Source organism: Sphingobacterium cellulitidis, from assembly GCF_043187465.1.
Lineage (GTDB): Bacteria > Bacteroidota > Bacteroidia > Sphingobacteriales > Sphingobacteriaceae > Sphingobacterium > Sphingobacterium cellulitidis.
The window spans coordinates 105142-131160 of sequence record NZ_CP171136.1 but is presented as its reverse complement, the minus strand read 5'-3'; the positions used below and the strand labels follow the sequence as shown (position 1 = coordinate 131160).

General features: G+C 38.5%; 24 protein-coding genes. 11 read left to right on the top strand and 13 right to left on the bottom strand.

Going from position 1 to position 26019, the window contains the following annotated elements; all coding sequences use genetic code 11:
- Positions 1-113: 113 nt before the first annotated feature.
- Positions 114-695, bottom strand: a complete 582-nt coding sequence (locus ACF3OC_RS00570; RefSeq protein WP_094281323.1) for a tRNA-(ms[2]io[6]A)-hydroxylase — start codon at positions 693-695, stop codon at positions 114-116.
- A 76-nt stretch (positions 696-771) separates the two neighbouring features.
- On the opposite strand from ACF3OC_RS00570, the gene ACF3OC_RS00565 reads away from it, so the two are divergent.
- Together ACF3OC_RS00565 and ACF3OC_RS00560 are read left to right on the top strand one after the other, a co-directional pair.
- A complete protein-coding gene (locus tag ACF3OC_RS00565; RefSeq protein WP_179221500.1) occupies positions 772-1992 on the top strand; it encodes a glycosyltransferase in 1221 nt (406 codons plus the stop codon).
- Positions 1993-2101: 109 nt separating this feature from the next.
- Positions 2102-3328: an IS110 family transposase gene (locus tag ACF3OC_RS00560; protein WP_182499660.1), complete on the top strand. Its 1227-nt coding sequence runs from the start codon at positions 2102-2104 to the stop codon at positions 3326-3328.
- A gap of 309 nt (positions 3329-3637) precedes the next feature.
- Here ACF3OC_RS00560 and ACF3OC_RS00555 read toward each other — a convergent pair whose 3' ends face one another.
- Together ACF3OC_RS00555 and ACF3OC_RS00550 are read right to left on the bottom strand one after the other, a co-directional pair.
- Positions 3638-4042: a hypothetical protein gene (locus ACF3OC_RS00555; RefSeq protein ID WP_094281319.1), complete on the bottom strand. Its 405-nt coding sequence runs from the start codon at positions 4040-4042 to the stop codon at positions 3638-3640.
- Positions 4043-4259: 217 nt separating this feature from the next.
- Complete coding sequence (locus ACF3OC_RS00550) at positions 4260-5447, bottom strand: MFS transporter (RefSeq protein ID WP_094281317.1); 1188 nt, start codon at positions 5445-5447, stop codon at positions 4260-4262.
- A gap of 96 nt (positions 5448-5543) precedes the next feature.
- Here ACF3OC_RS00550 and ACF3OC_RS00545 point away from each other — a divergent pair, with 96 nt between their 5' ends.
- From ACF3OC_RS00545 to ACF3OC_RS00530, 4 genes are all read left to right on the top strand, one after another.
- Positions 5544-6329, top strand: coding sequence for an AraC family transcriptional regulator (locus tag ACF3OC_RS00545; RefSeq protein WP_094281315.1), 786 nt, complete (start codon positions 5544-5546; stop codon positions 6327-6329).
- A 65-nt stretch (positions 6330-6394) separates the two neighbouring features.
- Positions 6395-7447 carry a sugar phosphate isomerase/epimerase gene (locus tag ACF3OC_RS00540; RefSeq protein ID WP_094257541.1) on the top strand — a complete coding sequence of 351 codons (1053 nt, stop codon included), beginning with the start codon at positions 6395-6397 and terminating at the stop codon, positions 7445-7447.
- A 547-nt stretch (positions 7448-7994) separates the two neighbouring features.
- Positions 7995-11486 (top strand): SusC/RagA family TonB-linked outer membrane protein, encoded by a 3492-nt coding sequence (locus ACF3OC_RS00535; protein ID WP_094281313.1) that lies wholly within the window; start codon positions 7995-7997, stop codon positions 11484-11486.
- A gap of 17 nt (positions 11487-11503) precedes the next feature.
- Positions 11504-12874 (top strand): RagB/SusD family nutrient uptake outer membrane protein, encoded by a 1371-nt coding sequence (locus ACF3OC_RS00530; protein WP_169715202.1) that lies wholly within the window; start codon positions 11504-11506, stop codon positions 12872-12874.
- Between the two features lie 59 nt (positions 12875-12933).
- Here the strand turns inward: ACF3OC_RS00530 and ACF3OC_RS00525 are convergent, their stop codons facing one another.
- Both ACF3OC_RS00525 and ACF3OC_RS00520 read right to left on the bottom strand, forming a co-directional pair.
- A complete protein-coding gene (locus ACF3OC_RS00525; RefSeq protein WP_094281311.1) occupies positions 12934-14130 on the bottom strand; it encodes a hypothetical protein in 1197 nt (398 codons plus the stop codon).
- 10 nt (positions 14131-14140) lie between these two features.
- On the bottom strand, positions 14141-15949 hold the full coding sequence (locus ACF3OC_RS00520) for a hypothetical protein (protein WP_094281309.1): 1809 nt from the start codon (positions 15947-15949) through the stop codon (positions 14141-14143).
- 296 nt (positions 15950-16245) lie between these two features.
- On the opposite strand from ACF3OC_RS00520, the gene ACF3OC_RS00515 reads away from it, so the two are divergent.
- From ACF3OC_RS00515 to ACF3OC_RS00500, 4 genes are read left to right on the top strand one after another with little or no spacing between them, the layout of a single operon-like run.
- Positions 16246-16584 carry a hypothetical protein gene (locus ACF3OC_RS00515; RefSeq protein WP_094281307.1) on the top strand — a complete coding sequence of 113 codons (339 nt, stop codon included), beginning with the start codon at positions 16246-16248 and terminating at the stop codon, positions 16582-16584.
- A 2-nt stretch (positions 16585-16586) separates the two neighbouring features.
- On the top strand, positions 16587-17009 hold the full coding sequence (locus ACF3OC_RS00510) for a DUF3592 domain-containing protein (RefSeq protein ID WP_094281305.1): 423 nt from the start codon (positions 16587-16589) through the stop codon (positions 17007-17009).
- A gap of 10 nt (positions 17010-17019) precedes the next feature.
- Entirely contained in the window at positions 17020-17547 is a 528-nt protein-coding gene (locus ACF3OC_RS00505; protein WP_094281303.1) for a hypothetical protein, read from the top strand.
- 28 nt (positions 17548-17575) lie between these two features.
- Positions 17576-18469, top strand: coding sequence for a hypothetical protein (locus tag ACF3OC_RS00500; protein ID WP_144043722.1), 894 nt, complete (start codon positions 17576-17578; stop codon positions 18467-18469).
- A gap of 69 nt (positions 18470-18538) precedes the next feature.
- On the opposite strand, the gene ACF3OC_RS00495 is transcribed toward ACF3OC_RS00500, so the two are convergent.
- The 5 genes from ACF3OC_RS00495 to ACF3OC_RS00475 form a co-directional block, all read right to left on the bottom strand.
- Positions 18539-18796 (bottom strand): hypothetical protein, encoded by a 258-nt coding sequence (locus ACF3OC_RS00495; RefSeq protein WP_094257532.1) that lies wholly within the window; start codon positions 18794-18796, stop codon positions 18539-18541.
- A gap of 207 nt (positions 18797-19003) precedes the next feature.
- Positions 19004-19285: a hypothetical protein gene (locus ACF3OC_RS00490; RefSeq protein WP_218823978.1), complete on the bottom strand. Its 282-nt coding sequence runs from the start codon at positions 19283-19285 to the stop codon at positions 19004-19006.
- A 106-nt stretch (positions 19286-19391) separates the two neighbouring features.
- The gene (locus ACF3OC_RS00485; protein WP_094281297.1) at positions 19392-20144 is read right to left on the bottom strand and encodes a class I SAM-dependent methyltransferase; all 753 of its coding nucleotides are present in this window, start codon (positions 20142-20144) and stop codon (positions 19392-19394) included.
- Positions 20138-20875, bottom strand: a complete 738-nt coding sequence (locus ACF3OC_RS00480; protein WP_094281295.1) for a DUF2071 domain-containing protein — start codon at positions 20873-20875, stop codon at positions 20138-20140. The genes ACF3OC_RS00485 and ACF3OC_RS00480 overlap by 7 nt, the downstream gene beginning before the upstream one ends.
- Positions 20865-21290 (bottom strand): DoxX-like family protein, encoded by a 426-nt coding sequence (locus ACF3OC_RS00475; protein WP_392470652.1) that lies wholly within the window; start codon positions 21288-21290, stop codon positions 20865-20867. The genes ACF3OC_RS00480 and ACF3OC_RS00475 overlap by 11 nt, the downstream gene beginning before the upstream one ends.
- 171 nt (positions 21291-21461) lie before the next feature.
- Here ACF3OC_RS00475 and ACF3OC_RS00470 point away from each other — a divergent pair, with 171 nt between their 5' ends.
- Complete coding sequence (locus ACF3OC_RS00470) at positions 21462-22361, top strand: AraC family transcriptional regulator (protein ID WP_094281293.1); 900 nt, start codon at positions 21462-21464, stop codon at positions 22359-22361.
- Between the two features lie 47 nt (positions 22362-22408).
- Here the strand turns inward: ACF3OC_RS00470 and gldM are convergent, their stop codons facing one another.
- Genes gldM through gldN form a run of 3 tightly spaced genes read right to left on the bottom strand, consistent with a single transcriptional unit; the run spans position 22409 to position 26004 of the window.
- Positions 22409-23941, bottom strand: a complete 1533-nt coding sequence (gene gldM, locus ACF3OC_RS00465) for a gliding motility protein GldM (protein ID WP_094257527.1) — start codon at positions 23939-23941, stop codon at positions 22409-22411.
- A gap of 30 nt (positions 23942-23971) precedes the next feature.
- Positions 23972-24784 (bottom strand): gliding motility protein GldL, encoded by an 813-nt coding sequence (gene gldL, locus ACF3OC_RS00460; RefSeq protein ID WP_094257526.1) that lies wholly within the window; start codon positions 24782-24784, stop codon positions 23972-23974.
- A gap of 44 nt (positions 24785-24828) precedes the next feature.
- Positions 24829-26004: a gliding motility protein GldN gene (gldN, locus tag ACF3OC_RS00455; protein WP_094257525.1), complete on the bottom strand. Its 1176-nt coding sequence runs from the start codon at positions 26002-26004 to the stop codon at positions 24829-24831.
- Positions 26005-26019 lie beyond the last annotated feature (15 nt).

The window sequence follows — 26019 nt, the reverse complement described above, 5'->3', positions numbered from 1 at the left end:
GCTTCTCGACCTAATATCGACTCGGTTTCCCTACCAATATCACAACCGCATACAGCATGTTTCATCCGGAAACATTTTATAGAAAAGGGCTTATGCAATAAGCCCCTACCTGATTATCCGTGGATATGTTCTTTCGTTCCGTAGGATTGGATTAATTCCCCTTCAAAGTCCAACCACTCTTTCCAGCGTTTATCGACATCTACGTCTTTGGTATATTTTTTCGCAAAATTCAAAAAGGTCGTATAATGATTGGCTTCTGAGACCATCAGATCATAATAAAACTTGGCTAGTTCCTGATCTTTTATGTTTTTGGAAAGGACTCTGAATCGTTCACAGCTTCGGGCTTCTATCATCGCTGCAAATAATAGACGATCAATAAAAGCTTGATTCCTCGAACCATCCTTCTTGGCAAATTTCATCAATTGCCCTACATAATCATCCTTGCGTTCGCGGCCTAATTCATAACCTCGCTCTTTGATAATATCAATCACCATCTTGAAATGTTCCATTTCTTCAATGGCAATGGCAGTCAATTCATGAACCAAATCCTCAAGCTCGGAGTTTTGGGTAATTAAGGAAATAGCATTGGAAGCTGCTTTCTGCTCACACCAAGCGTGATCCGTCAAGATTTCCTCCAAATTAGATTCCGCAATATTTGCCCAACGTGGGTCCGTCAAAAGTTTAAGTCCTAACATAGTAATCAAAATTTCAACAAAGGTAATGAAAACAAAATCATCCCCCTAAATACATGAAATAATGCTAATTTGCAGCATGAGAAAAACAATACTTTTCATCGGTTTAGTATGGCCAGAACCTACCTCCTCTGCAGCAGGATGGCGAATGCTTCAACTCGTGGACCTATTTCTTTCTCATGGTTATAAAATAACCTTCGCTTCTGCGGCAAGTAAGTCAGAGTTTAGTTTCCCTCTACAGGAAAAAGATGTGCAGGAAATCGAAATCAAATTAAACGACTCTTCTTTTGATGAAATCTTAAAGGAGCTAAATCCTGAAATAGTGCTATTCGACCGATTTATGGTTGAGGAACAATACAGCTGGAGAGTTGCTCAAAATTGTCCGGATGCCATCCGAATTCTGGATACCGAAGACTTACATTTCGTAAGGCAAGGGCGTCAAAATGCATACAAAAAAGGAATCGAACTCGATGACTCACTTTTATATTCTGACCTTGCTAAAAGAGAACTAGCAGCAATTTATCGCTCAGATTTAAGCCTGATTATTTCTGCTTTTGAAATGAACCTCCTTCAAGAAGAATTTAATGTCCCTAAGTCCTTATTATGTTATCTGCCTTTTCAGGTTTTACATAATCAGGAACAATCAAATTATGGTTTCGAGGATCGGGAACATTTTGCCTTTATTGGCAATTTTCTACATGAACCCAATTGGAAAACCGTTCAGGTCATTAAAGAATTATGGCCTTCCATTCGAAAAAGATTGCCGGAAGCCGAAATGCATATCTATGGTGCCTATCCCTCTGAAAAGGTATGGCAACTAAATCAACCCAAACAAGGATTTAGGATAATGGGCCGTGCAGATCATGCCATTGAAACCCTAAAAAAGTATAGGGTTCTTTTCGCGCCAATCCCATTTGGAGCTGGATTAAAAGGAAAATTTATTGACGCTCTTTATGCTGGTACTCCTTCAGTCAGCTCAAAGGTTGGGGCGGAGGCCATGTTTCAAAATCAAGATTGGCCAGGTACAATCGCGAATACATCGGAAGAATTAATTGAGGCAGCAACAGCACTGTATCAAGATTCGGCAGCATGGAATACCGCAGCCGAGACCGCTGAAAAAATCCTGAAATCCTTAATAGATCCCAATTGGGGAATGGAGTTTTTAACGCAGATTGAAAATTTAGAAACTGATTTAAATAGATTGCGAAGGAAGAATATGGTAGGTCAAATTTTATGGTCCAATCAATTTCTCGCCTCCAAATATCTATCGCAATGGATTGAGGAAAAGAATAAAAAATAAAACGATCATTATACATCGGGTATCACCAACAGCCATGAAAGTCACGGGCTCATAGTCCCAATAGGCATTTAGCCAAAACGGTATCTTAGTACCAATAAATATAAGACCTATGGCTGTCAGCGGATTACCCTTTATCCTTGATCGTGGTTGTGGACTGGATGTCCACAAAGACACAGTAGTTGCTACCATTAAAGGTAGTGATTTTGATACAGAGACAAAAACCTTCTTAACTTTTACGGATGACCTGTACAATTTAGTGGAATGGCTTCAGGCTCATTCCATTACACAGGTTGCCATGGAGAGCACTGGAGTTTACTGGCGACCGGTTTACGCGGTTCTGGAAGACTATTTTCACATCCTACTGGTCAATGCCCGGCATATCAAAAATGTTCCGGGACAGAAGACCGACAAGAAGGATAGCGAATGGATCACCAAACTGCTTCTTTCCGGTCTACTGAAGGGAAGCTTCATCCCACCACAACATATCCGTGAGCTCAGGGAGCTTTTCCGACATAGGCGCAAGTTGATCGCTATGCGGACCGCAGAAAAGAACCGGTTACAGAACATCCTTGAATCCGCCAACATCAAACTGCGGAGCGTGGTCAGCGACGTATTTGGGGTAAGCGCCATGGAAATGGTCCGGGCCATGGCCAAAGGTCACCTCGATCCTTTGCTATTGGCAAGCATGGCCAAGGGTTCGCTGGTCAAGAAACACGCAGAGCTACTTAAGGCACTTACTGGCAAGATCACGGATCACCACCGCTTCATGTTGAACCTAATACTGCAATCCATCGATCATATCAATCTACAAATAGCACAATCAGAGGCTCAGATGGAACAGTACGCAAGGATCATGCACCAGGAGCTGGAACTACTGGAATCTATCCCTGGAGTATCTTCCAGGGTGGCACTGGGAATCGTTTCAGAAATCGGTACGGACATGGCTCAATTTCCAACACATCAGAACCTTTCTTCATGGGCTGGGGTTTGCCCGGGCAACAATGAGAGTGCAGGAAAGAAGTACTCCTCGAAAATAACACGTGGAAACAAGTATCTCAAGACGACGCTCGTGGAGGCAGCATGGGTGGCCTCTAGATCCAAGGTAAATCCATTACTTGCGATCAAGCATCATCAAATCGCTGCACGAAGAGGTCAGAAGAAGGCAACAATAGCCATCGCACATAAGATCTTGATTGCAGCATACCATGTCCTGAGGGACAAGGAAGCCTATCAATTGCATCCACAGGACAAGAAAATACTTGAAAATAGACGACTTAAAAGAATTGACAGATTACAGAAACAATTGAGTACCCTTAAGAACACGTCTTACAAATAAAAGATCGACCTTTTTTTGGTGGTTGGACTCCCCGAAAATAAAACTGATATCAGACGTTAAGAACCAACAGTTGATGCCTTTAGAGCTCGTAGAAAAAATTATACTCTTGTTTTTATTAATCAAGTCATTTCATCATAAATAATCATACATAAGAAACAGAAACAAAATTATCCGGACAAAAAATAGACCCTTGAATAATCACTGGTCTAATATTTTATTGGATTACTTAAAAAAAACAATAATAACTTTCAGAAAAAAAAGGCATACACGTAAAACGCATATGCCAGTTCTCAAAATTAAGTTTAATTTCTACTTTCTTTTAAACTCTATCTTCGTATTTGCTGCATTATCCTGTCCGGAAATAGAAAATCTAATCGTAGACTGAATAATACTTTCGTTTATCTTGTATTGAACATTATCAAAATACATGGTTTTTGAATTTTCAATTCTGTATGCAAAAGACTTTGAGCCACCTTTACCATCATAAACATAGGCATAGCCGTCTTTATCAAAATCTAAATAGGTTCCTCTGCTCGTTGATGCAATGGTATCCGTAATCTCTTTTCCATCTACAGTGGTAGTTTTCACTACATTCTTCCATTCCCCAGTACGAATTGCATTCAGAGCAATATCATTCTCCGCACTATTCAGGGTTTCCTTACTACATGAAGCAAATCCAATTGCCACTAAACCCAAAATCATTAACTTTTTCATAATGCTATTATCTAATTTCTTTAAAACTCATTTACTCCTCGGGCATACTTCCAATCATTATGCCAAGAAATGTTAAGAAAAAGATTTCTATCCTTAGACTAAGCGCTAAAAATCTAGTTTTTTATCCATTTAGATAGACAGAAACAACATTTTTAGTCAAAAAAAAACACCTTTGAAAAAATTTTCAAAGGTGCGCCTTTCATAGGTACTTTACGAATTAATTCGCTATTGAGGTCTGTTGTTTTCGATGATATAAAGTATAATATAAGAATAGCGTCAGCAGAATCAATCCACTCACCAACATATACATTTTTGAATAACCAAAATAGGAGGCAACCACAGTTAAAGCAAATGCGCCTAAACCAAAGCCAGAATCATAAAACAAAAAGAAGGTAGCCGTAGCAGAACCGGCTTTATCAATAGGACTTAATTTTAGGGTAATCGTTTGGAAACTTGGGAAAATCGCTCCATAGGCAATCCCCAAAATTATTCCTGCAAATAAAATCTGTGTCATCCCACTAGCTGATCCTAAAACTAATAAGCCTAAGGCAAAGATGATAAGGGAAGGTATGATCAAATAACTTGGCCCTCTGGAATCCAACAGCTTTCCAATAAGGGGTCTAGTGACCAAAATGCTTATCGCAAAACTGATAAAATAATACATTGCCGCCTCCGGAATTCCCAATTCCGAAGTAAATACCGCCATAAATGAAATAATCGAAGAATAGGAAAATGCAAATAACATGGCCGAGATACAGACCGGAACAGCTTTCATCTCAATGAGATTCGAAAACTTAAACTTAGACGCAGCAGGCTGCCTTTGCAAGTTAACTGAATTGGTTTCTGGGTTCTTAATAAATAAAGTCAAAAACCAACTGATTACGGAAAATATGGCTGCCAAAAGAATCAAGGCCTCAAACCCAAATGCATTTAAGACATATAACCCTAAAGCTGGCCCAAGAACCATGGATAGACTCATCGCCAAACCATAGTATCCGACACCCTCGCCCTTTCTACTATTTGGCACCATCGTTATCGCCATGGCTGCATGCGCAGTCGTTGATAATGAATGAAATACTCCATGAATCATCCTAACAATCAAAAGAGGTAGGATGGCATGTATGCCCAGATACAAAAAAGAACAAATCACAAAGATCAACATGGTAATAACCGATATTTTCTTCGAGCCAATTCGATCCGAAATCACACCTGAAAATGGTCTTAATAAGACAATCCCCAATAGATAAATCGAAACTACTAAACTCATATCTCGTGCAGTTCCGCCCATATTCTGCTTTATTGCCAAAGGCATTGAGCTCAAAAGCATATAAAAATTCACAAACAGGAAAAAACAACCTAAACAGGATAATATAAAATCCCGTGTCCACATTTTATTTTCTTTCATATCGTGGTACAAAGGTCTAAAATGCAAACCTTCCGTTTTTTATATAATTGGACATATATTATATGATTCTAGCCTATTCTTTTTACCTTTATCCTAATGGATAGGGATTTTTTAAAACTGATCAGTACGGAGGACAAGCAGATCTTGACTTTTCAAATGAAACCTGAGAATTTCGATTTTCATGCCCATCCCAAAGCTCAACTTACTTTATTGGAAGGTGGAATCACCTATTTACATACCCAAGAGAAAGCTTATTTCATTCCTTCTTATCACTATATTTGGATTCCCCCGCATATGGAACACAAATTCCGACATCAAAGGGAACAACATATCCTGGTCAGGAATTTATATATCCCTCTCGACGATAAACAAATCCAACCTTTTCATCAAAAAATTGGAATTTTTCCTGCTCACCCTTTAATCATTGAAACTCTAAAATTTTGTGGTACCTCCATCTTCGATCTCAGGGATGAACAATATGTTTTTCTGCAATCCTTAGTTCAATTGCTCCCCAAATTAAGTCCACAACGATTTACTTTATCCCTTGGCACTTCTGAACAACATCAATTAAAACCTATACTGGTTTATATTTCGAACAATCTAGAAACAGATCTTCGATTAGATATTATAGCTGATAAATTCAATTTGGGAACCCGAAGCCTGAGCCGATTGTTTGAACAATATTTACACAGCTCTTTCCTGCAGTTTGTAAAAACTGCCAGGATCATTAAATCCATTGAATTAATCCTGGAAAGAAAGAAAAGTATCAGCGAAATCAGCTACGAGGTAGGCTATAAGAGTATTGCTTCATTTTCCAATACCTTCCTGCAAACCACCGGAAAAAGACCCACTGATTTTGCAAATGATTTGTTACCAACTTAGATTTTAGTGTTTCAAATACACTATTTAACAGATTGATTTCCTATATTTAGTAAAACTATTATTTTATGAAAACATTAAAAGGTCCGGGTATATTTCTTGCCCAGTTTATAGCAGATGAAGCTCCATATAATAATCTAGAAACTATTAGTGAATGGGCGAGCTCCCTTGGTTTTAAAGGTGTGCAAATCCCTACGAACGACCCTAACTTCTTTGATATGCAAAAAGTTGCGGAAAGCAAGACTTATGCAGATGAGATCAAAGGAAAGCTTAAAGAAAAAGGTGTTGAGATCACAGAATTATCCACCCACCTTCAAGGTCAGTTAGTAGCTGTTCATCCTGCTTATGATAAACTTTTTGATGGCTTTGCTCCAGAAAAATATAGAAATAACCCTAAAGCCAGAACGGAATGGGCGATTGACCAATTAAAATTGGCGGCAAAAGCTTCCGCGAATTTAGGTTTGAATGCACATGCGACTTTCAGCGGTGCATTATTATGGCATATGGTTTACCCATGGCCCCAACGCCCTGCAGGAGCGGTAGAAACCGGTTTTAAGGAATTAGCGAAAAGATGGTTGCCTATCTTGGATGAGTTCGATAAAAACGGAGTAGATGTTTGTTATGAAATTCACCCTGGTGAAGATTTACATGATGGTGTGAGTTACGAGCGTTTCCTAGAAGCCGCAAATAATCACCCAAGAGCTTGTTTACTATATGATCCGTCCCACCTATTATTGCAAGGAATGGATTACCTGAGTTATATAGATCATTACCATGATCGCATAAAAATGTTCCATGTGAAGGATGCTGAATTTAACCCAACAGGAAAACAAGGTGTTTACGGAGGTTACTCCGGATGGGTAGAACGTGCTGGAAGATTCCGTTCATTAGGAGATGGCCAAGTAGATTTCAAAGGCATTTTCAGCAAATTAGCTGCTTATGATTTTGATGGCTGGGCAGTTATGGAATGGGAGTGTGCATTGAAAAACTCTGTCGATGGAGCAACCGAAGGTGCACAGTTTATCAAAAACAATATTATCAAAGTAACCGATAAAGCATTCGATGATTTCGCAGCAACTGGCGCTGATGAAAACTTCAATAAAGAAATTTTAGGTATTTAATTCTTAAATAAAATTCTCTTAAGAGCCGCTCGAATCGAGCGGCTCTTTTTTTGTCCCAAATTATGGAATAGCTTGACTCAAACTCCCACTTTCTAGGGACTTTCTCCGGACCTTCTTCGGATGTCTGTCGGAGCTTGTTCGAATTTTTGCGGACAAGGTCCGAAGGATATCCGAGACAACTCCGCCCCTAGGTAAAATTTGACTAAAGCTATTCCATAACCTGAATGAAAGTTGAAGGATTAGGGGGTAATTATCTCAAACAATAGCGAAGAATCATCCAAAAATTCATGGCTTTATTTTTAGCCATTTCTCATTAAATGCTAATTAGTTAGATTTCCACTTTCGTCAATAAATTGTTGTTATTTTATTTATTTCAGGAATTTTTATAACAAAATAGGTTTGGTTTCGTTTAAGTAATACACATTACTGTAACAAACTTGATATAAAGTTTGAGGGTTTAATCCCATTTCTTCCAGGAAATAGGCTATTTAAATCACCATTTGAACGGAATTTTTATTTAAAAAGTACTCTGATAAACAATTAATATATGACGCAAATCCTTTACCGTTCGCTATTCATAGCATGTACGTTCATGCTTTTTTGCCATCAAGGTCGGGCAAGCACTAACGAGAGAAATCACAAATTAGAATTAAAAACCAAGTTACCTTCCGCAAACATCGATTCCTTAGATATCATTGGAAAGATTACTGATTCCACTGGTACAGCTGTTGAAGGTGTGGTAATCACTGAGCAGGGGACCACAAATTCTGTCCTTTCCAATGAGAATGGGGAGTATAAAATTGCGGCCAATCCCAATGGGGTATTGGTTTTCCTAAAATCAGGCTTTGCAACCCAAGAAATTCATGTCAATAATCAAAAACAATTGGACGTGAAAATATTGGTTGCTACGCCAGAATCGGAAGCTGAAGAAACTGATTCAGCCAATGTGGACAGCAGCCAAGTCGATAGCACGATAACTGAAACTGACAGCAGCATGGTTCAAGTGGATAGCTCCCAAAATGCTGTTGCTACAGATAGCACAGCTCAAGAAGCCACAGGTACAGCTCCATCTGGACAAAATACAATCACTGGAACCGTGACTGGACCTTCAGGTCCATTGCCGGGAATTACAGTGAAGGTTGTGGGCTCAAATGCCACTGCCAGTACCGACGAAAACGGGAAGTTTCAAATCGCCGCGGATGCGAAAAATAAAATCAGATTTTCATCCATTGGTTATAAAACCATAACCCAAACCGTTGGAAATCGAAAAGACATTCAAGTTGTCATGGCAACAGAAACCAATACCATCGAATCCGTTCAAGTGGTTGCGGTTGGATATGGTACCATGAAAAGAGCTACCCTTCCAACAGCCGTTTCGAGTATTGGAGCCAATGAAATCGAAGATGAGGTTCTACCAAGTGTTACTCAGGCCATCCAAGGTAAGGCTGGGGGTGTGCAAGTGACTCAAAAGTCAGGTTCACCAGGTGGTGGCATCAGCATTCGGGTACGTGGTACAACCTCCATCAACGCGAGTTCAGACCCACTTTACGTGGTTGACGGAATCCCCGTAAACAGTACTACAAATTTCACCGGAGGTTCTACTTTTGACTTTGGTGGTGGTACTCAAGGGATCAATGTCCTTTCTTCAATCAATCCTTCGGATGTTCAATCCATCGAAGTATTGAAAGATGCGGCATCTTCTTCGATCTATGGTTCCAGAGCGGCTAATGGGGTCGTATTGATCACAACCAAAAAAGGTCTTGCAGGACAAAGCCAATTCAACTTCAATATGTATGAAGGGTTTTCGCAGGTACCGAAAGAAAGGTATTATGATTTCATGAATACCGCCCAATACCAGGACTACATGAAGGATTACTACAGAATCTTACAAGAGGAAGATCCTAGTAAAACTATTCCTGATCAGATCTTCTCCAACCCTGGAATCAATACTGATTGGCAAGAAGCTATTTTTAGAACTTCCCCAACCAGAAATTATGAACTTTCTGCAAGTGGAGGTAGTGATAAAACCCAATATTATACTTCAGTAGGCTACATGAAACAAGGTGGGGTATTGTTATCCTCAGATTTCGACAGATTAAGTGGTCGATTAAACCTGAATCACCAACATAGTGATAAACTAAGATTTTCAACTTCCATGAACTTGACTAGAGCAACGAATCATAGAGTTCAGGAAGAAAATTCAAAAGAAGGTTCGACAAAGTCTGGTATTTTCTCGCCGCCTAATATTCCGGTTTATGATGACAATGGAAACTATTACTATGATCAAGTTAGGTTAACCAGAGAGAACCCTGTTGCTATGTTGGAATTACCAACCAACAAGGCTCAAACTTATCGTATCCTCGCGAATGCAAGTGCGGAATATAATATTATTCCAGAGTTATTATTGAAGACAAGCTTCGGGACAGACTTAAGTTTTATTGATGAGACCTTTTTTATGCCTCCGACGGGATTACGCTCATACACAAGTCAAGGTGGTATTGGTGCTAGCAGAAGTACCCGTGATCAATTATGGATCAACGAGACTACGTTAACCTTTGACAAAACGTTTGGTGACCATTACATCAATGCTTTAGGTGGTTTCTCGGTTCAAGGATCGCGTTTGGAATTCACACATGCACAACGCTCAGGCTTTCCAAACAACGATATTCCTTATGTAACTGGTGGTGGTGTGATAACAGGTGCCAATGCTTATCCTGAAGAATGGGCTATCGCATCTGGATTTGCCAGAGCATCCTACGTATATAAGGATCGATATATTATCAATGCGAATGTGAGAATGGATGGATCCTCTCGATTTGGAGCTGATAACCGTTGGGCTGTATTCCCATCGATGGCTGCAGCATGGAGAATCTCTGAAGAAGAATTCTTAAAAGATAATGCGACTTTCAGTGATTTGAAATTAAGAGCATCTTGGGGGATCACAGGTAATCAAAATATTGGAAACTATGCGAGTCGTTCATTATACTCCAGTGGTAACAATTATATGGGCCAGGCGGGATTTATTCCAAATGTGCTTGGTGACAAGGGCTTGAAATGGGAAACTACCAGACAATGGAACGTTGGGGTAGATGCCGGTTTCTTCAATGATCGAATCTCCTTATTGGCAGATTACTATTACAAGAAAACATCCGATTTATTGATTGGTCTTCCGATACTAACAAGTTCAGGATTTATTAATCGCTTCACGAACTCAGGAGACATTGAAAACAAAGGATTTGAGTTTGAACTAAGCAGCAAAAACCTAGTGGGAGAATTCAAATGGAACACTTCCCTTAACATGACTTTTAATAGAAATAAAGTTTTGGCTTTACCAGAAGGATTATCCGAAATGCGTGGAGGTGTTGGCGATTTGAACCGTGCGATTCCAGGTATGCCATTGGGAGTTTTCTATGGTTGGAAGGCATTAGGTGTTAATCCAGAGACTGGGATGATTGATTATTTAGGTAGGAATGGCGAGGCTGTTACACCAACAGACTATGAAGATCACGTGATGATTGGGGATCCCAACCCTCAATTCTTCGGTGGTATTACCAACAATTTTGAATACAAAAATTTCGACCTGAGCATCTTGGGACAATTCTCCTATGGGAATGATATTTTCAATTACAACTTGGCTTCAGGTCTAGAAGGATTTAATCCAAGTTCCAATCAATTTATAGATTTTGTAGACAGATGGCGTGAGCCGGGAGATATTACCGATGTACCGCGTCCTGCTCCGGGAAGCTTGGATAATGGTGCTGTTTCTTCAAGGTTTGTTGAAGATGGTTCATTCTTTAGAATCAGAAACATCACCTTGGGCTACTCATTACCAACTGAGGTCGCAGAGCGTATCAAGATGAAGAGATTACGCTTTTATGTGACAGTACAAAATGCATATGTATTCACCAAATACAGAGGTTATGACCCAGAGGTTAGCTCGAGTCATGGTGGTGCAAATACAGGATTAATTTACGGTTATGACTATGGAAGTTATCCACAACCAAGGATTTTCACTACAGGTATTAACTTAACTTTCTAACGGTCGCAAATATGAAAATGAAAAACAGAATATTATCCATATGTTTCGTTGCATTGACAGCGATTTCCATGAGTTCATGCAACAAATTTCTAGATAAAGACCCTTTAGGTCAGATTACCGAAGATGAATATTTCAACTCCGAGACGAATGCCAATGCGGCAGTTATTGGAGCATACCGGTCCATGATGAATTCCTATTCATGGGGCCAATCCACCTTGATTGTTCCAGAATTTTCGGCCGTGCATGTTCGACATTCAGCGGTGTATCCAGAATATGAAACCATAGCGGCGCATGAAATTCAAGCAATCAATCCATGGACAGCTAATATGTGGCAGGCATTATATGCAACAATCAATGCTGCAAACAATGTTATTGAAGAAGTTCCGAATATGGATGCATCCATGATCTCTGATGAAAAGAAAAAGGTCCTGGTTGGTGAAGCTAAGTTTATACGGGCATTAAATTATTTCTTTCTGGTTCGGGCATTTGAAAGAATTCCTTTAAAATTAACAGCCACCAAAGAAGGTGATGATCTCAATACGCCACAGGCGAAAAAGGAAGACACCTATACACAAATCGTAAAGGACCTTACCGATGCCATTGCTGCATTGCCTAAAGAAAACCCCTATTCAGGCGATGAATCCCGCGGAAGAGCTTCCCATTGGGGGGCGAAGGCCTTGTTAGCCAAGGTTTATCTCTACCAGGCATCCTTTACGAATGATTATAAAAAAGCTGCGGATTTATCCAATGAGGTCATTAACTCAGGAGGTTTCAGTTTGGTCTCGGATTATAGCACAATATGGACTACTCAAAACACTAATGAAGCAATTTTCGAATTGCAATTCGACGATCAAGCGACCAATCCTTTAGCTTCAGTAGCTAATGATAATGCATCAGTCTTATTCTTTGCAAAGGACTCCACCGTTTTAGACCTGTATGAAGAAGCAGATAAAAGGAAAGATTTCACCATCAAGAAAGGAAGCAATAATAATTACTTCATGGGCAAGTTTCCTAATTTCTCGCCAGCAAGTCAGAATGTAACTGTAATTCGATTAGCAGAACTTTACCTGATTCATGCGGAGGCAAAAGCTAGAGTTGATAATAGCGTCAGTCAAGCGGCATATAACTCATTGAAAATGGTGCAAGACCGAGCTGGAGTGACGAAGCCTATTGGATCGTTTGGCAACTTAGCGAACTTTATCACCGCTGTACAGGAGGAAAAAGAACGCGAACTGATGTTTGAAGGTGAGACTTGGTTTGATTTTGTGAGAACGAAATTGGCCTTGAAGAAATACAAAAGCCTTAGCAAAGCAGAGTATATGATTTACCCAATTCCAACAGCTCAAATTTCCTTGGGCGGTGGATTAACTCAGAACCCTGGTTACTAAGTACAATAAACAATTTATGTTCTAAGGAGGCTGAATAGCCTCCTTTTTTTTCTTAGGTCTTAATTCTTATCCTTGACCCGATATAGCTTATCGCGATCCATGATGAAAATATTCTCTTTATCTAAGGCATAAATCGCGTGTGAATCTCCAATGAAAGCAGCCGTATCTGAAAGTAAGATTGGTTTCAATAATTCACTTGCTCTATCAAATTTATAAGCAAATGCATATCGACCATCGTCAATGTAATCAGCAGTACTGGTTAAATAAATATCATCATCAATCCCAATGATATCAGTAAAGACTAAATAATCACCTTCGTTATAATCTTCGATTGGATTGAAAGGTTTAGAGATATCTAAGCGCATCCAATTCTTTCCAAAATCTGTTGATCTCCAAAATGAGCGTGATCCAACACCGTACAATTCCTTGGGGTTGACCATCCATAAGGACCTCAATGTTGCATCCACATTGGTCTGTAATGGTGAAGTATAATCTGACCAGGTTTTTCCTGCATCAGCAGTATAAAATGGAGAACCAATGGCAGCATCCAAGACCAACCAGTTTAGCGTATCCAATATTGTAATGTCGATCCATGATTTATTTTTCAGGAGACTATCATTCAGGCTTACAGATTCCCAGGATTTACCAGCATTCTTGGTCAACATCATGAGGGGCTCAAGCTTATCTTTTCTTTCTCCGACTGCTATCCCAAAGTTATCATTGAGAAAACGCAGCTTATACCAAGTAATACTTTCCGCATCTGGATAGAGAATCTTGCAATCAAAGACTTCCCAGTTATCAAACTGCTTGTTGCTCCTAAAAACATACTTGCTTTCACCCAGTACATAAACATGGTCTTTGGTCTGGGCGGTGCTATGAAAGGCATTGGCAAATCTAGAAAAATCATAAGCCCTCCAGTTTTGGCCGCCATCTTTTGTAGTACGAATAGCTAACCTCGTTCCTCCAACAATCAAGCCTTGTTGCGGATTGGTAAAGAGGACATCATTGAAAAAGCCAAAAGAAAGTTCATCATTTTGAAATAGAATTTCTACCTCAGTGTCGTTTGCCAGGTTTTTGATTTTTGTAGGTTGAAAGGCAATATCATATCCATTCGGTTCGCCCTCCGTCAATTCAGGAACCTCCAGAACAGGAACATAGTGGTTCTTCTCTTGTGCTTGACAAGCATAAAGAACAGGGACAAATAGGCTTGTGACAAGCACTGTTCTAAAATTACTTTTGATTTTATGCCAATTCATAAGCTTTAGTTTAGGATCCCACTTCCTGCAAGAAAGACTCCAGGTCACTTTCCTTGGAAAGTCCAAACTTTTGTTTGAGTCTATACTTGAACATCCGTACAGATTGTGCTTCTACATGCAATACCTGAGCGATCTGTTTGGTCGACATCTGTAAATAAATATAAGCGCAATACCTAAGATCCAATGGAGTAAGTTTTTGATTGGCCTTTTCTATCAATTGCGAGAAGAATGTCGGGTGCAATTGTTGAATTTGCCATTTAATATCCTCAAAATCAGCATTCAGTAGAGTCTCTTCACGCAATAACTTTTGAATATCACGTGGGTCACCATCTTGAAGTTTGGATTGGATCTGCTTCAGCATGTCATTCTTATGCTCAATAATCAATGAGTTTGCAAGAGCTTCCTTTTGTAGTTGTTGATGTTTCAGTTCCAGTAAGTCCTGTTCGGCTTTCAAACGAGCTTGTTCCTCCCTTTCTAGGCGAACTTGCATCTCAGCGTTCTGTTCTGCATCTTCTTTTTCCAAGGCTAATTTCTTTTCGCGTTCGATGGAATATCGTAGCTTAAAATGGTAAGACCTAAACATAAAGGCTAGACCTAATGTGGCCAAGATTGCCAAACCGCCATATAGATAATTTTGTCTCTGCCTCAAATCAGCTGTTTCTCCCAATAGCTTAAGTTGCTGATCTTTCTTTTCGGTTTCGTATTGAATTTCCAGCTTCTGGGTATTGGTAATTTGTTGCTGATCGAAATTTTGTTTGAGAACACTTTCTGATTTTTTCTGATAATTCAAGGCCGATTTGATGTCGCCTTTCTTTTCGGAAAGGTCTGCTAGATGTTTAAAGAGTAGATATTCCAACCTGAACAGGGAATTATCTCTTCTGGAATCCAGCTTACTTACCCCCTCAATAAGGTATTGTTCAGCTAGTGCGATATTTCCTTCCTTGACCGCAAAGTCACTCTTGATTCCATAAATATTGATCCATCTACTGAACCTGGCTCGTTCATTCTTCAATTCTACTTCGGCCTCATCAAGATATTTATATGCCAATTCCTTGCGCTTAGCGATTGGTCCATTGTCATATTCCAAATAGTAATTAGCAAGGTTGATAGCGGCAACAACCAAGGTATTGCTACTCACCTTAGAAGGAAACTCCTCAAATAACTGATAAGCTCTTTGCAAATAGAAGAAGTTACTGTCTATATCCTTTTTATCTTTCGACTTTCTATACTTGTTTAAGTACACACTCGCATATCCGAGTTGCACATTCGCGATGTAATTTTTATTATCTGTCTTTTGGGCGTATTTATCACACTCTCGGATATAATGCTCCATTTTATTATTTTCATCCCAACCCGTATAGGATGCATAAATGAGATAATTGAAATAATATTTGAGATGGTCTACATTCTTTTCGTTTTCTAAGAGTTTCAGAGCTTCTTGTGAATCCTTGACCACTTGATCGGTTAAATTCAGATAACTATTCATGAATGCCCTTGCCCGCAAAGCCATTGCTTTTGTGACAGGATTATTGGTATTATCAATCTGATCAATAACCAGGTCAACGGTTGCACTTCCTAATTTCAAACTGTCTCTTTCTAAGAATATTCCACTTTTATAGGTATTCAGGTAGATAATATCATCAGGACCATTTGCAGGGTTCTTTAAGGCTTGGTTCAGAAGCTCCATGGATTTGTCATCCTGGTTTTTCAGGTTCAAAGCCTCGACCTGATTAATTACTTCTTGTGTGCCATTAAGCACGCTTTGACCAAAGCCAGAAAAGGTAATTAGCAAAAGTACAATGATCAGAATGTTTCTCATATGGATAAATTACTCGAAAATTGGTATTGGCAATCTATTACTTTTTTTTGAAAGAATAGTCCGATTTGGAAAGAATCAAAAACCTAGCCAAGGATATATCAACCTCACTTACAGGCGATTATGTTTCTTGTATATACTTTGTATATACAAGTTTTAAGGCATGTATACGAATTGTGTTGATTAGATAGTTATCCTTTTGATGAAAGTTTAGCAAATTTAAATTGAGATAAAATCGGCGGATAATTCAGCATGAATTAGGTCGGTATTTTTACATATCAAATATAAACGCGGATATCATGAGTTCTAAAGTTCAAGCAGTACTAAGCTATTTAGGTATATTATGGTTACTAGCATTTTTTGCTGGGAAAGATCATCGCGATCAATTCAGTAGCTATCATTTAAAACAAGGTTTAGGTTTGATTATTTGCTCCTTCATTTTTGTTCTGATTTTGGCTATCCTGATGGCAGTGGCCCCATCGGTTGCCTTTATTTTCAATTTATGTAGCTTATTAATCTTCATTTTAATGATAGTTGGCATTCTTCATGCTATTAACAATGTGGAGAAACCGCTCCCATTCATTGGAGAATACTTCATGAATAAATTTGATTTTATTGATAACCCTAGAAAAAATTAATTATGTCAGCAGCAATCCATTGGTCCCTACTTATTTTAGGGCTAGTATTATTAGGGTTTTCCATTGCTCAGTATATGAAGACCAAAAAGATGATGGCAACGGCAATCTATGGCGATGCTACAGTTATTGAAAATAGATTAGTAACTTCGAGAGACGATAGAGGCAGTTCGATTTTATATCAACCGGTGATGGAGATAAAATATAAGGATAAGACCTTCTCTTATAGCCCAAACTTTCGTTCCAATCCAGCAACATATAAAATTGGAGAACAGGTTCCAGTTGTATTTGAGGCTTCTGACCCACAGTCTGCCCGTATTGTTTCCTATTGGGGTATACACCTTGCAACGCTTATATTAATGATATTTGCACTACCCATGATAACAATTGGAGGCGGTTACGTGTTATTCAAATATGGTTTGATTTAAATTTTAAGATATGTCAGAACAATGTTCATTATATATTAAAGTCAGGATTTCGAAAGAGAATTTGGATGGATTCCTAAAGGCTAGACCAATTGCTAGTACGTTAAATTCTAACTGGTTGGATTGGTGGGATTCTCGGGAAATGTATTCAAAAACAGAACTCAAGAATATCCCAGCTTATCATGTTCCCAGCAATGGGGACATCCTGCAAGATATCTTAGAAGATAATCATATTATTGCTAAACAGGCTTATCAAGATGGTCATTGGTATTTATTAGGTTTACAGTTTTCTGAGAATTATTCTGAAATCCTCCCCATGTTATCCTGGATAAAGGACTTGGCAGCACATACGGATAATAATGACACGGGAAAGGCATTTATCTTTGATTATTTATGGGGCGATAAAACAGTAATGGCCTACATTCAAATATCCGAAAAGCAAGGTCGGTTAACTCGATTTAATCGCACAACAGAGATTGATCAAGACACCTTATCTGAAGCCAATGCGATGTTCGAAAATTTGTTAAATAGTTTACAATAGATAGATTCACAACAGAAACCACCAAGAGATGAATGAAATAAAAATATTCTTTATTATTATCGGTACGTTCTTCATGCGCGAACAACCTTCTCTAGTTGCTGAAAATGCTATAATATCTATTGATCCCCAAAATAAACAAGTAGTCATTACGCAGAATAACCTAATTTCTACGAGTGAAGAGCAGGATGTTTCTAAAACTGAAGAACTCTTAAAACTAAAGAACAAGGAAATAAATTGGGTGGAAGAGCTGGCGCCTTTCAAAAATAAGACCTTAGAGGTCCAAGAAAATGGAAATTCAGTTTCATTGACTTTGTCTTTCCAATATGACAATCCCAAGGATCTGGAAGCTATAAACATAGGTTATAATAATTCGGAGTATTCAGTTTTCTTGGAAGAGAAACTGGTTGCTAAATTCGGAAATTCTCAAATTTCGGAACCTTACTTGCTTTTTAAGGAGAATGCCCCTTTTTCATTCGAGGTAGGCATTTTTGACGAATGGTTAGATCCTAACTCTACGACTCCAAAATTCAATCCCGAATTCATTGGTCAACCCTTAGTAATGAAGAAATCCGATGCCATCAAAGGAAAATCCTTAAGTCAGATTAGCGAAGCTGCAAAATATGGTACTCCGCCTTCTTACGTTAAGAATGGATTGAACCTATTTTTCGCAGAAGACCAGGATTTTTTGCTATTGAATGAAGAGGTAGAATTAGAGGTAAGCTATCTGGATAACAATACGGTTTTAATTCCTATAGAGGATGCTGGAACTAATATAGCAGGACTAAATAAAGGGGATAACTATTTTGTTTATCAAGTAGATGAAATGAACGGAAACCTTACATTACTCCCTTCTGATAAAAGCGGGAATATTCTAAAGGACAAACAGCCACTATATTTCAGTACAATACCAAAAGAGGGATAGGGTTAAAGAATTAGGATAGGAAAACCCTAAATATATATTAAATAAGAAAAGTAAAAGAGGTTTCTGATTTTATGATCTGAAGTATTGCATTCTGGTTTTAAGAAGTGCATTGATTTTGATCAATTTTAAGACACTAGGGATGATAGCCATAATGGTTGCCACAACTAGTACAGATAGCATCAGACTTTTATCTTGCTTAACAAAAAGTCCAACGGTAGCAATTAACATAGACATTGCCAAGAGTCCACCGAATATAATGGCAACAGAAACTTTACGTTGAATCGTTAAGTCCTTTAATGTGTCTCCTATGTTTCTATTACTTTCCATGATGCTTAAATTTTAAGTAATTGATTCGTCTTTGTGAACTATTTATTAAATCTAAGAATTAGTTCTCATTTTGTAGCTACAAATTTACAAAAAGTTACAATTACCCAAAAGCAAAATATGAAAAAATGTTTGAACAACAATTAATTAGATAAAATAAATGAAAGCGATAGCTAATAATAACAAGAACACAAATTAGTATTTCAGAAGTTAAGGATTAGGGGTAAAATATCCCCTGAAGAAGCTGTACGCGAGGAAAGACCAAAATAATATCGCCAGAACATGAATAACTGTTTCGAATTTTTTCCCTTTCCAGAGCAAAGAAGGGTAAATAAAGAGTTGAAAGATTAATCTGATGAACCAAAAAACTCCTAATCCAAGACAAATTTTTCTTCCCAATTCCGTTTGTAACAAATCCTCAGTTTCAACTACACAAAGTAAACCCATCATCCCCACTGTCAATGCAATAAAGAAGGTATGAACCTTCATCATAGACCTGTTTATTAGTTGAAGAGGCGCTAGATCTATTTCCCAATTAAAGTACCTGGGAAAGATGACATGTATACAACTAAGCAAGATTAACAGATACCCGATTATTTTAATTTGGAAGACCATAGGGTTTTAATTTAAAGGTAGAAACAAACTTGTTTGATTTCACTTCTTTCAGAAGGCTCAATTTAGAGGCTTCAAAACAAGCTTTCCAATTGTTTTTGGAATAAAAATGCAAAAAACCAATATTATAGGCTATGAAATTAGGCAAGTCTCTCAAATGTTCCATAATCAAGATTTCTCCAGCAGGTTTGGTAACTCTGGATACCTCGCTTAAAAAAGCAATTCGTTCCTCTTGATTACGAATTTCATGCGCTGAGAATATGCAAATGACTTTATCAAACTCTTTTTCATGGAAAGGCAAGGAAACTGAATCGACAACAATTGTATCTTGTCCATTAGGATACGCTTTTCTTGCTCGTTTAATCGACACTTCTGTATGTTGCTTTGGATTAAAGAAATCAGCTTTTAGAAGATTTATTCCTGGGAATTTGTTTTCAAGTATCGCACTGGTTTCATCAAAACCAGCATTGATATTGAGAACCTTCATCCCGTTCAAATCCCCAACTTGTTTTAGCTCATAAAGATCAGAATGGTCGTACACGTAATAAGAAACAACCAAAGATAGGAGCACTTGAAGGAAGGAAATGCCCAACAGCAACAAAAGGATAAACCTTAAGCTTGTGGAAGAAAAGGCAGCTCCCAGCAACAGTACTATAGCGACAATGAAGTACAAAAAATATTGATGCCAATTGAACCGTACAATATTCCAGACTCCTTGAAATTTAAGCCGCTTTACCATGAATCAAAAACTCCTTTCTTCCAGGAATATGGAACATTTCGAATCTCAAAAGCATTGGATAAATGAATATGATCGAAGGCGAAGCTATCTATAAATTCAAAATTCGCAGATAGGACCTGAATAGGGTTTGCAATCCAATTCTCTCGTACTCCTTCAATTATCAATACTTGATTGTTCTTGTGATCTATCTCAAAGGTGAAAGGAAGAGGTCCGACGAATCTTCTAGCTTCTTTCCATGAAGGAAAAACAGAGGATTCAGGCAATTGAACTTCGTTTTCGGAAAGCCTGGAAAACTTGAAATTAAACTTCGATTTCATAGACTTAATTTCCATTGTATTTCCTTCTACCTTTTGTTCTATATCAGTGGTAGTATAAGCATATCGAGTAAATAAGTTTCCCAATAGCTCCATGCTCAATTTGTTGGTTTCAGATTTGAGGATGTAGAGACCTCTTAAGTTTTTTCCTGCAGAGGTTTGATACCTAACAAAAATTCTATAACCGATCAGAATGAAATCCTGACCAAGGAATTTGAAAAACCCTTTTGGCCGAAGGTTCTTCGTGTTGACCATAGCAATGGTTAAGAAAGCCCATTTATCTTCAAATAAATCGAGTTTGAGCGGTTTTGGCACATATTTCTCCAGCTCAGCCTTTGCAACTGCAAAAGTCAAGATTGTAGAGCTCTCAAAGAAAGCCTCTACTGCAAAAGGATGATTTCTTAAACTAAAGGGCATTACTCCTCCTCTCGACAAGAGGTTGAAGAATAAAGGCTTGATAATAGATCAATGCCGCCAAGGAAAAAGCAAAAACCATATTTAGCTTGCCCCATAGCAACAAATGGGGAGCAAATATAAACTCAATGATATTCATGAAAACAATCAACAGGATCTGAGTTATTGCACTCAAAGAACTATATTTCCTTGAAATAACCCAAATAGCCATAAACAGCTCTCCAATTCCTATTGCAAGTGTCAAAGGCCTTGAAAAAGATTCTCCTAGGATTTCAGATACAATTTGTTGATGTCTAGGAACTAGGTTTAAAATCTTACAAAAAAGACCGTTGACTAGCCAAACCAGGGAAAAGCAAGTTATTAGGAGATTGTTCCAAAGCTTTATTCGATCCATTTTTACTATTAATAAGTCCTTCATACACAAAGGAAAATTGATCCTTGCATATCTATTAAAAATAGCAATATTTCTCCTTATTTAGCTTTATTCGTATATCTATTACAGTTTTAAATACCATAATTACTGAATAATCAACCGCGATGAACCAAATCAGTTTAGGATTGTTATTTTCGAAGGAAAAACATTAGGGTTATGCAAGATATATTAATCTTTGACCACATTAGCGAATACAATGCGTTCAACAAGAATCAAACCTTACACCCATTGGTAAGTGTGGTTGATTTGGATAAAGCAGACGTCCGTACTTTACGGAAAATGCGCTATGATTTTTATTTGGTATTCTTAAAGAAGGTTAAGTGTGGTGATTTACGGTATGGCTTGGAGAATTATGATTATGAGGAAGGGACCTTGATTTTTGTTTCACCCGGACAGGTAATTGGTGAAAATGGAACTGAGGCCTATAAACCGCAAGGCTATGCCTTGGCATTTCACCCTGATCTATTGAATGGTACAAGCCTAGCGAAAAGAATGAAAGACCTCCATTTCTTTTCCTATGCGGTCAATGAGGCATTACACCTTTCCGAGAAAGAAAGAAACATAATCCTCGACTGCTTTGCGAAAATTGAATATGAATTGGAGCAGAACATGGATAAACACAGTAAACAATTAATCGTTTCGAATATTGAATTATTTTTAAATTATTGTGAGCGATTCTATGATCGTCAATTTATCACAAGGGAACATGTAAATAAGGGGATTCTATTTCGATTTGAAGAACTCTTAGATAAATATTTCCATTCTGAAATGCCGAAAACCCTGGGTATCCCAAGCGTGGCATATTGTGCTGATCAATTGTATCTATCAGCAAATTATTTCGGAGATCTTATCAAAAAGGAAACAGGGAAGTCACCTCAAGAATATATTCATCAAAAGTTGATAAAAGAAGCAAAAGACTTATTGTTTGATCGAGAAAAGAGCATTAATGAGATTGCTTATGACCTTGGGTTCAAGTATCCACAACATTTCTCCAGGTTTTTCAAGAATGCCGTGGGGAACAGTCCAAATGAGTACAGGACTTTAGGAGCGAACTAATAGGAAATAAAAAAGATGCCCGAAAAATCGGGCATCTTTTGTTTATGTTAATTAGCAGTTAGAGCAACTGCGTTTAATTGTCTAGGAGTACCATCTGGTCCTACGGCGATAATATTATCAAATATTACACGTGAACCTGGCGTGATTCCATTTAATGCGGACTGCATTGCTGAGCTTAGTCTTCCTCCAGAAGTAGAAAGAACGATCGCATCTGCGCGAGGCTTAGCAATGATAAGTGAGAATTTAGTAACCTTAAATGAGGCATCAAAATCAAAATTATCCAATTTTGCGAAGATGGCATTTTGAGCTTTAATTGCTACAGTTGCCATCGAGCCACCGGTTTTACCAGCAAATTGAGCAATAGGATCCGGAATTCTTTTTACACGGAATTCTGTTGTGCTCAAGGTTTGTGTTTTTCCAGGGGCTACCTCTGCTGAAACAGAGATTCTTGCTGTACCAGGAGAACTAACCTTGACATTGTACTTACCGCCAGAACCACTGATGCTACCGCCACTCATACTAACCTTGATTTTATCCGTTGGAGTACCTGGTGCCGATACAGAAATTGGGTTATTCACACCAATATAAAGTACATTCATCTTATCCGGAGATACTACAGCCGATGGTCTAGCAACTTGGTAAGTTTGTTGCGGAGTACGGTATTCCTTAATTGAACCATCCGTTTGCTTCACCTTGATCACTCCTGACCAGGTAAAGATTCCTTCTTGGTTAGTAGGAACTCGGTAAACCCCTTTACCATCTACTACCTCAAGGTTATTTCCATTCACCGATATAGAAGGTTGGGATTTAGAATCTGAAGCTGTTAAAAATACTTCCGCAGCATAAGGTTGTCCTTGTACCAAATAAGAGGTTGGAGCAACCGCAACGGCAGCAAATTTATCCAGGTTCACGACTGCTTGGTCCATTTTGCCTAAGATTAATTTCACCATATCTGATTCCGCATTCTGGGCATCCGTTTGGATCTTTGTCAGAATGGTCATGGCAGCTGTTAAAGGCGTACCACTACCGAAGTTAATCTCTTCCCATTTACGTTTTCCATTCACGGGCTTTTGCGGGTCATTGGCTTCCAGAGAAAATGAAACAGATTTTTGCTCTTCCGGAGTTAACAAGGCTAACAACTTAGAACGAGTACTGTTAATCTTCTCTTTTAATTCAACACCTTTCTTCTGGTTGATCATTAAACTAGGCGCGATGTCTTCGTTTTCACGCATCTTCAGGTCGCCGGTTTTTTCATCATATCCGCCACCTTGTTTTACGAATTCTTCCTTAATACCGTTGATGTACTGGTTTAGGTCCTCAATGATAGCTTGAGCATTCTTAGCTTTATCGTATATGGGTTTTGCCCTTCCGGGTTCATCCTTTAACTTAGTGCTCTCAAATGCTGCAAACAATTGTTGGACGGAATTATTTACGTTGGATTTTGAAGTCTCCAAACTGTTGTTGATATTTTTAAAGGCATCCAATATTGAATCGGGTACATTTAATGCGAGCAAGGCAAGTAACACGAGATAAAGAATGTTTATCATCCGTTGCCTTGGCGTCTCTCTTCCTAATGCCATATTTCTTTTTTAAAATTTTACTTGGATGAATTACACTCGAGGTTGATTCATGGCACTCAACATATTGCCATATACAGCATTTAATGCGTTGAGGTTCTTTGCCAACTTATTTACCTCGTCTTTGAAAGCTTTGGAATCATCCAAAGATTCATTGAAGTTTTTCATTGTAAAACTTAAATTCTCATAGAAATGGTTCATGGACTGCAAGTGAGTAGAAGAGTCACGAAGCTCTTTTTCATACATAGTATTTAACTGACGCAAATTAGAAGTCAGGTTCTGAACTTGCTCATGGTAGCCAGTTGTATCCGTATTGGTATTTGCCATTGCCACCAAATTCGCTGATGCTTTTTCAAATGCAACACTTAGGTTATCAAATTTCGAAGTTGCAGATCTTAATTTCTGAGTAAACTCATCTGTAGCTAGAGATACATCGCTGATTCGGTTGATAGCAGATACTTTTTCACCGAAATCACGTAATCCTCTTCCCAAGTTTTCAATGGTAGCCGGTTCGATGTTTGCATCAGCAAACATTTTATCCAATGCTGCAGTTGCAGAAGGTCCTTGCGGATTATTTACTACTTGAGCAGATCTTACTGGTAATTCACCTTGGAATTTCTCATCCAATTCAGGGTAAACTCTTGACCAATCAGGCTCCTGAGGCGGAGGATTGAAACCCATCAAGAAGAATAGAATCGCCTCCACGGTTAATCCTAATCCAATCATGTAGTTCGCCCATGAGCCTCCAAGATGGAGAATTTTAAATAACACACCGATAATTACGATACTTGCTCCCCAAGAAATGGCAACATGTAGCCATCTTGAATTGTCTTTCTTTCTACTCATAATATAAATTTTGCTTGCCCGATATTTTGGGATTTTTATAGATTTTAAAATTGATTCTGTTCGTTATAACCTTCCGTTTCATTTGAAGAGCCTTCTTCTGTCCCTCCTTCTTCCGTCGTGCTTTCAGTTTCTTGATTGCTCTGCTCACTTTGTTTCAACAACTCTTCCAACTGCTGTTCGCTTTGTTGCTGTTGTTGATTTTGACGTTCCTGGTGTTGCTGCTCCATCAATTCCTTTTGTCTCTTTTGCTCTTCTTCGATTTTCAGATCTTGCTCATGACCTTCCAGTTTCTCGGCCTTCACCCCTTTTGGTGTAGTCCAAAGTTTTTTCTTGTAAGCATCTAATTTATCCTCCAGAACTTGTGAATTATCTGTTTGAAGACTATCTGTTCCGGCGAAGGTTGCTTGTTGTAACATACCTGGTGAAGATTCACGAACGATTTTACTAGCAAACTTCCTTTGGACGAATAAGTCGTCCATGGTCATATCATAAAGTCCTCGGTCAGGGTCAGAAATATCCACTTTAACCAGGCTATATCTTAATTGCGGGAAGTACAACCAGAACGCAGGAGTTGAGCCTACAGAGGTCGCCAATTCAGAAGAGGTTGTAATATCCATTAAAGGAGCAACCCCGATGATACGGGTTTCAAGTCTTCCTCTTTGTTTATCAAAGAAGATATCTTCCTTAATTCTGAATTTGGTTACACGTTCAGGGTTAAATTCGTTTAAGGTCATTCTGGAGTCGATCTGGTTTCCTTCATCATCGAAAATGGGAACCAATACCGAGTCAGCAAACCTTGCAATCCCTTCACTCGCAGAAAGCTTTCCTTTAAAAGAATCATCTTCAGGGTTGTAAGGAGTAAGTTTACCGGTTTCAATTCCTTTCATGATTACTTCCATTAGGGAATTTCCCGGAACGGCATAAATGAAGTTACGTTCATCTTTCAAATCGATATCACGCCAAACACGCTTGTAAAACCTGATATTTTTAAGATTTACCTCAGGATAAGCAAATGGAACGGCGTCTTCTAAGTTGTTGACTTGATAAAATCCATCAGTGGTCGGTATAGTGTCAGACAAAACCTCTCCCTGCACTGTATCGTTCTGCACTTGGATTACTGTCTGGTTAATTACGGTGCTATCAGGTATCGTATCGATACTTTGTGCCATAATTGGAGAAATTCCAATTGCCATGGCCACTACCATCATCCAATTTTTCATTTTAATAATCTTTAA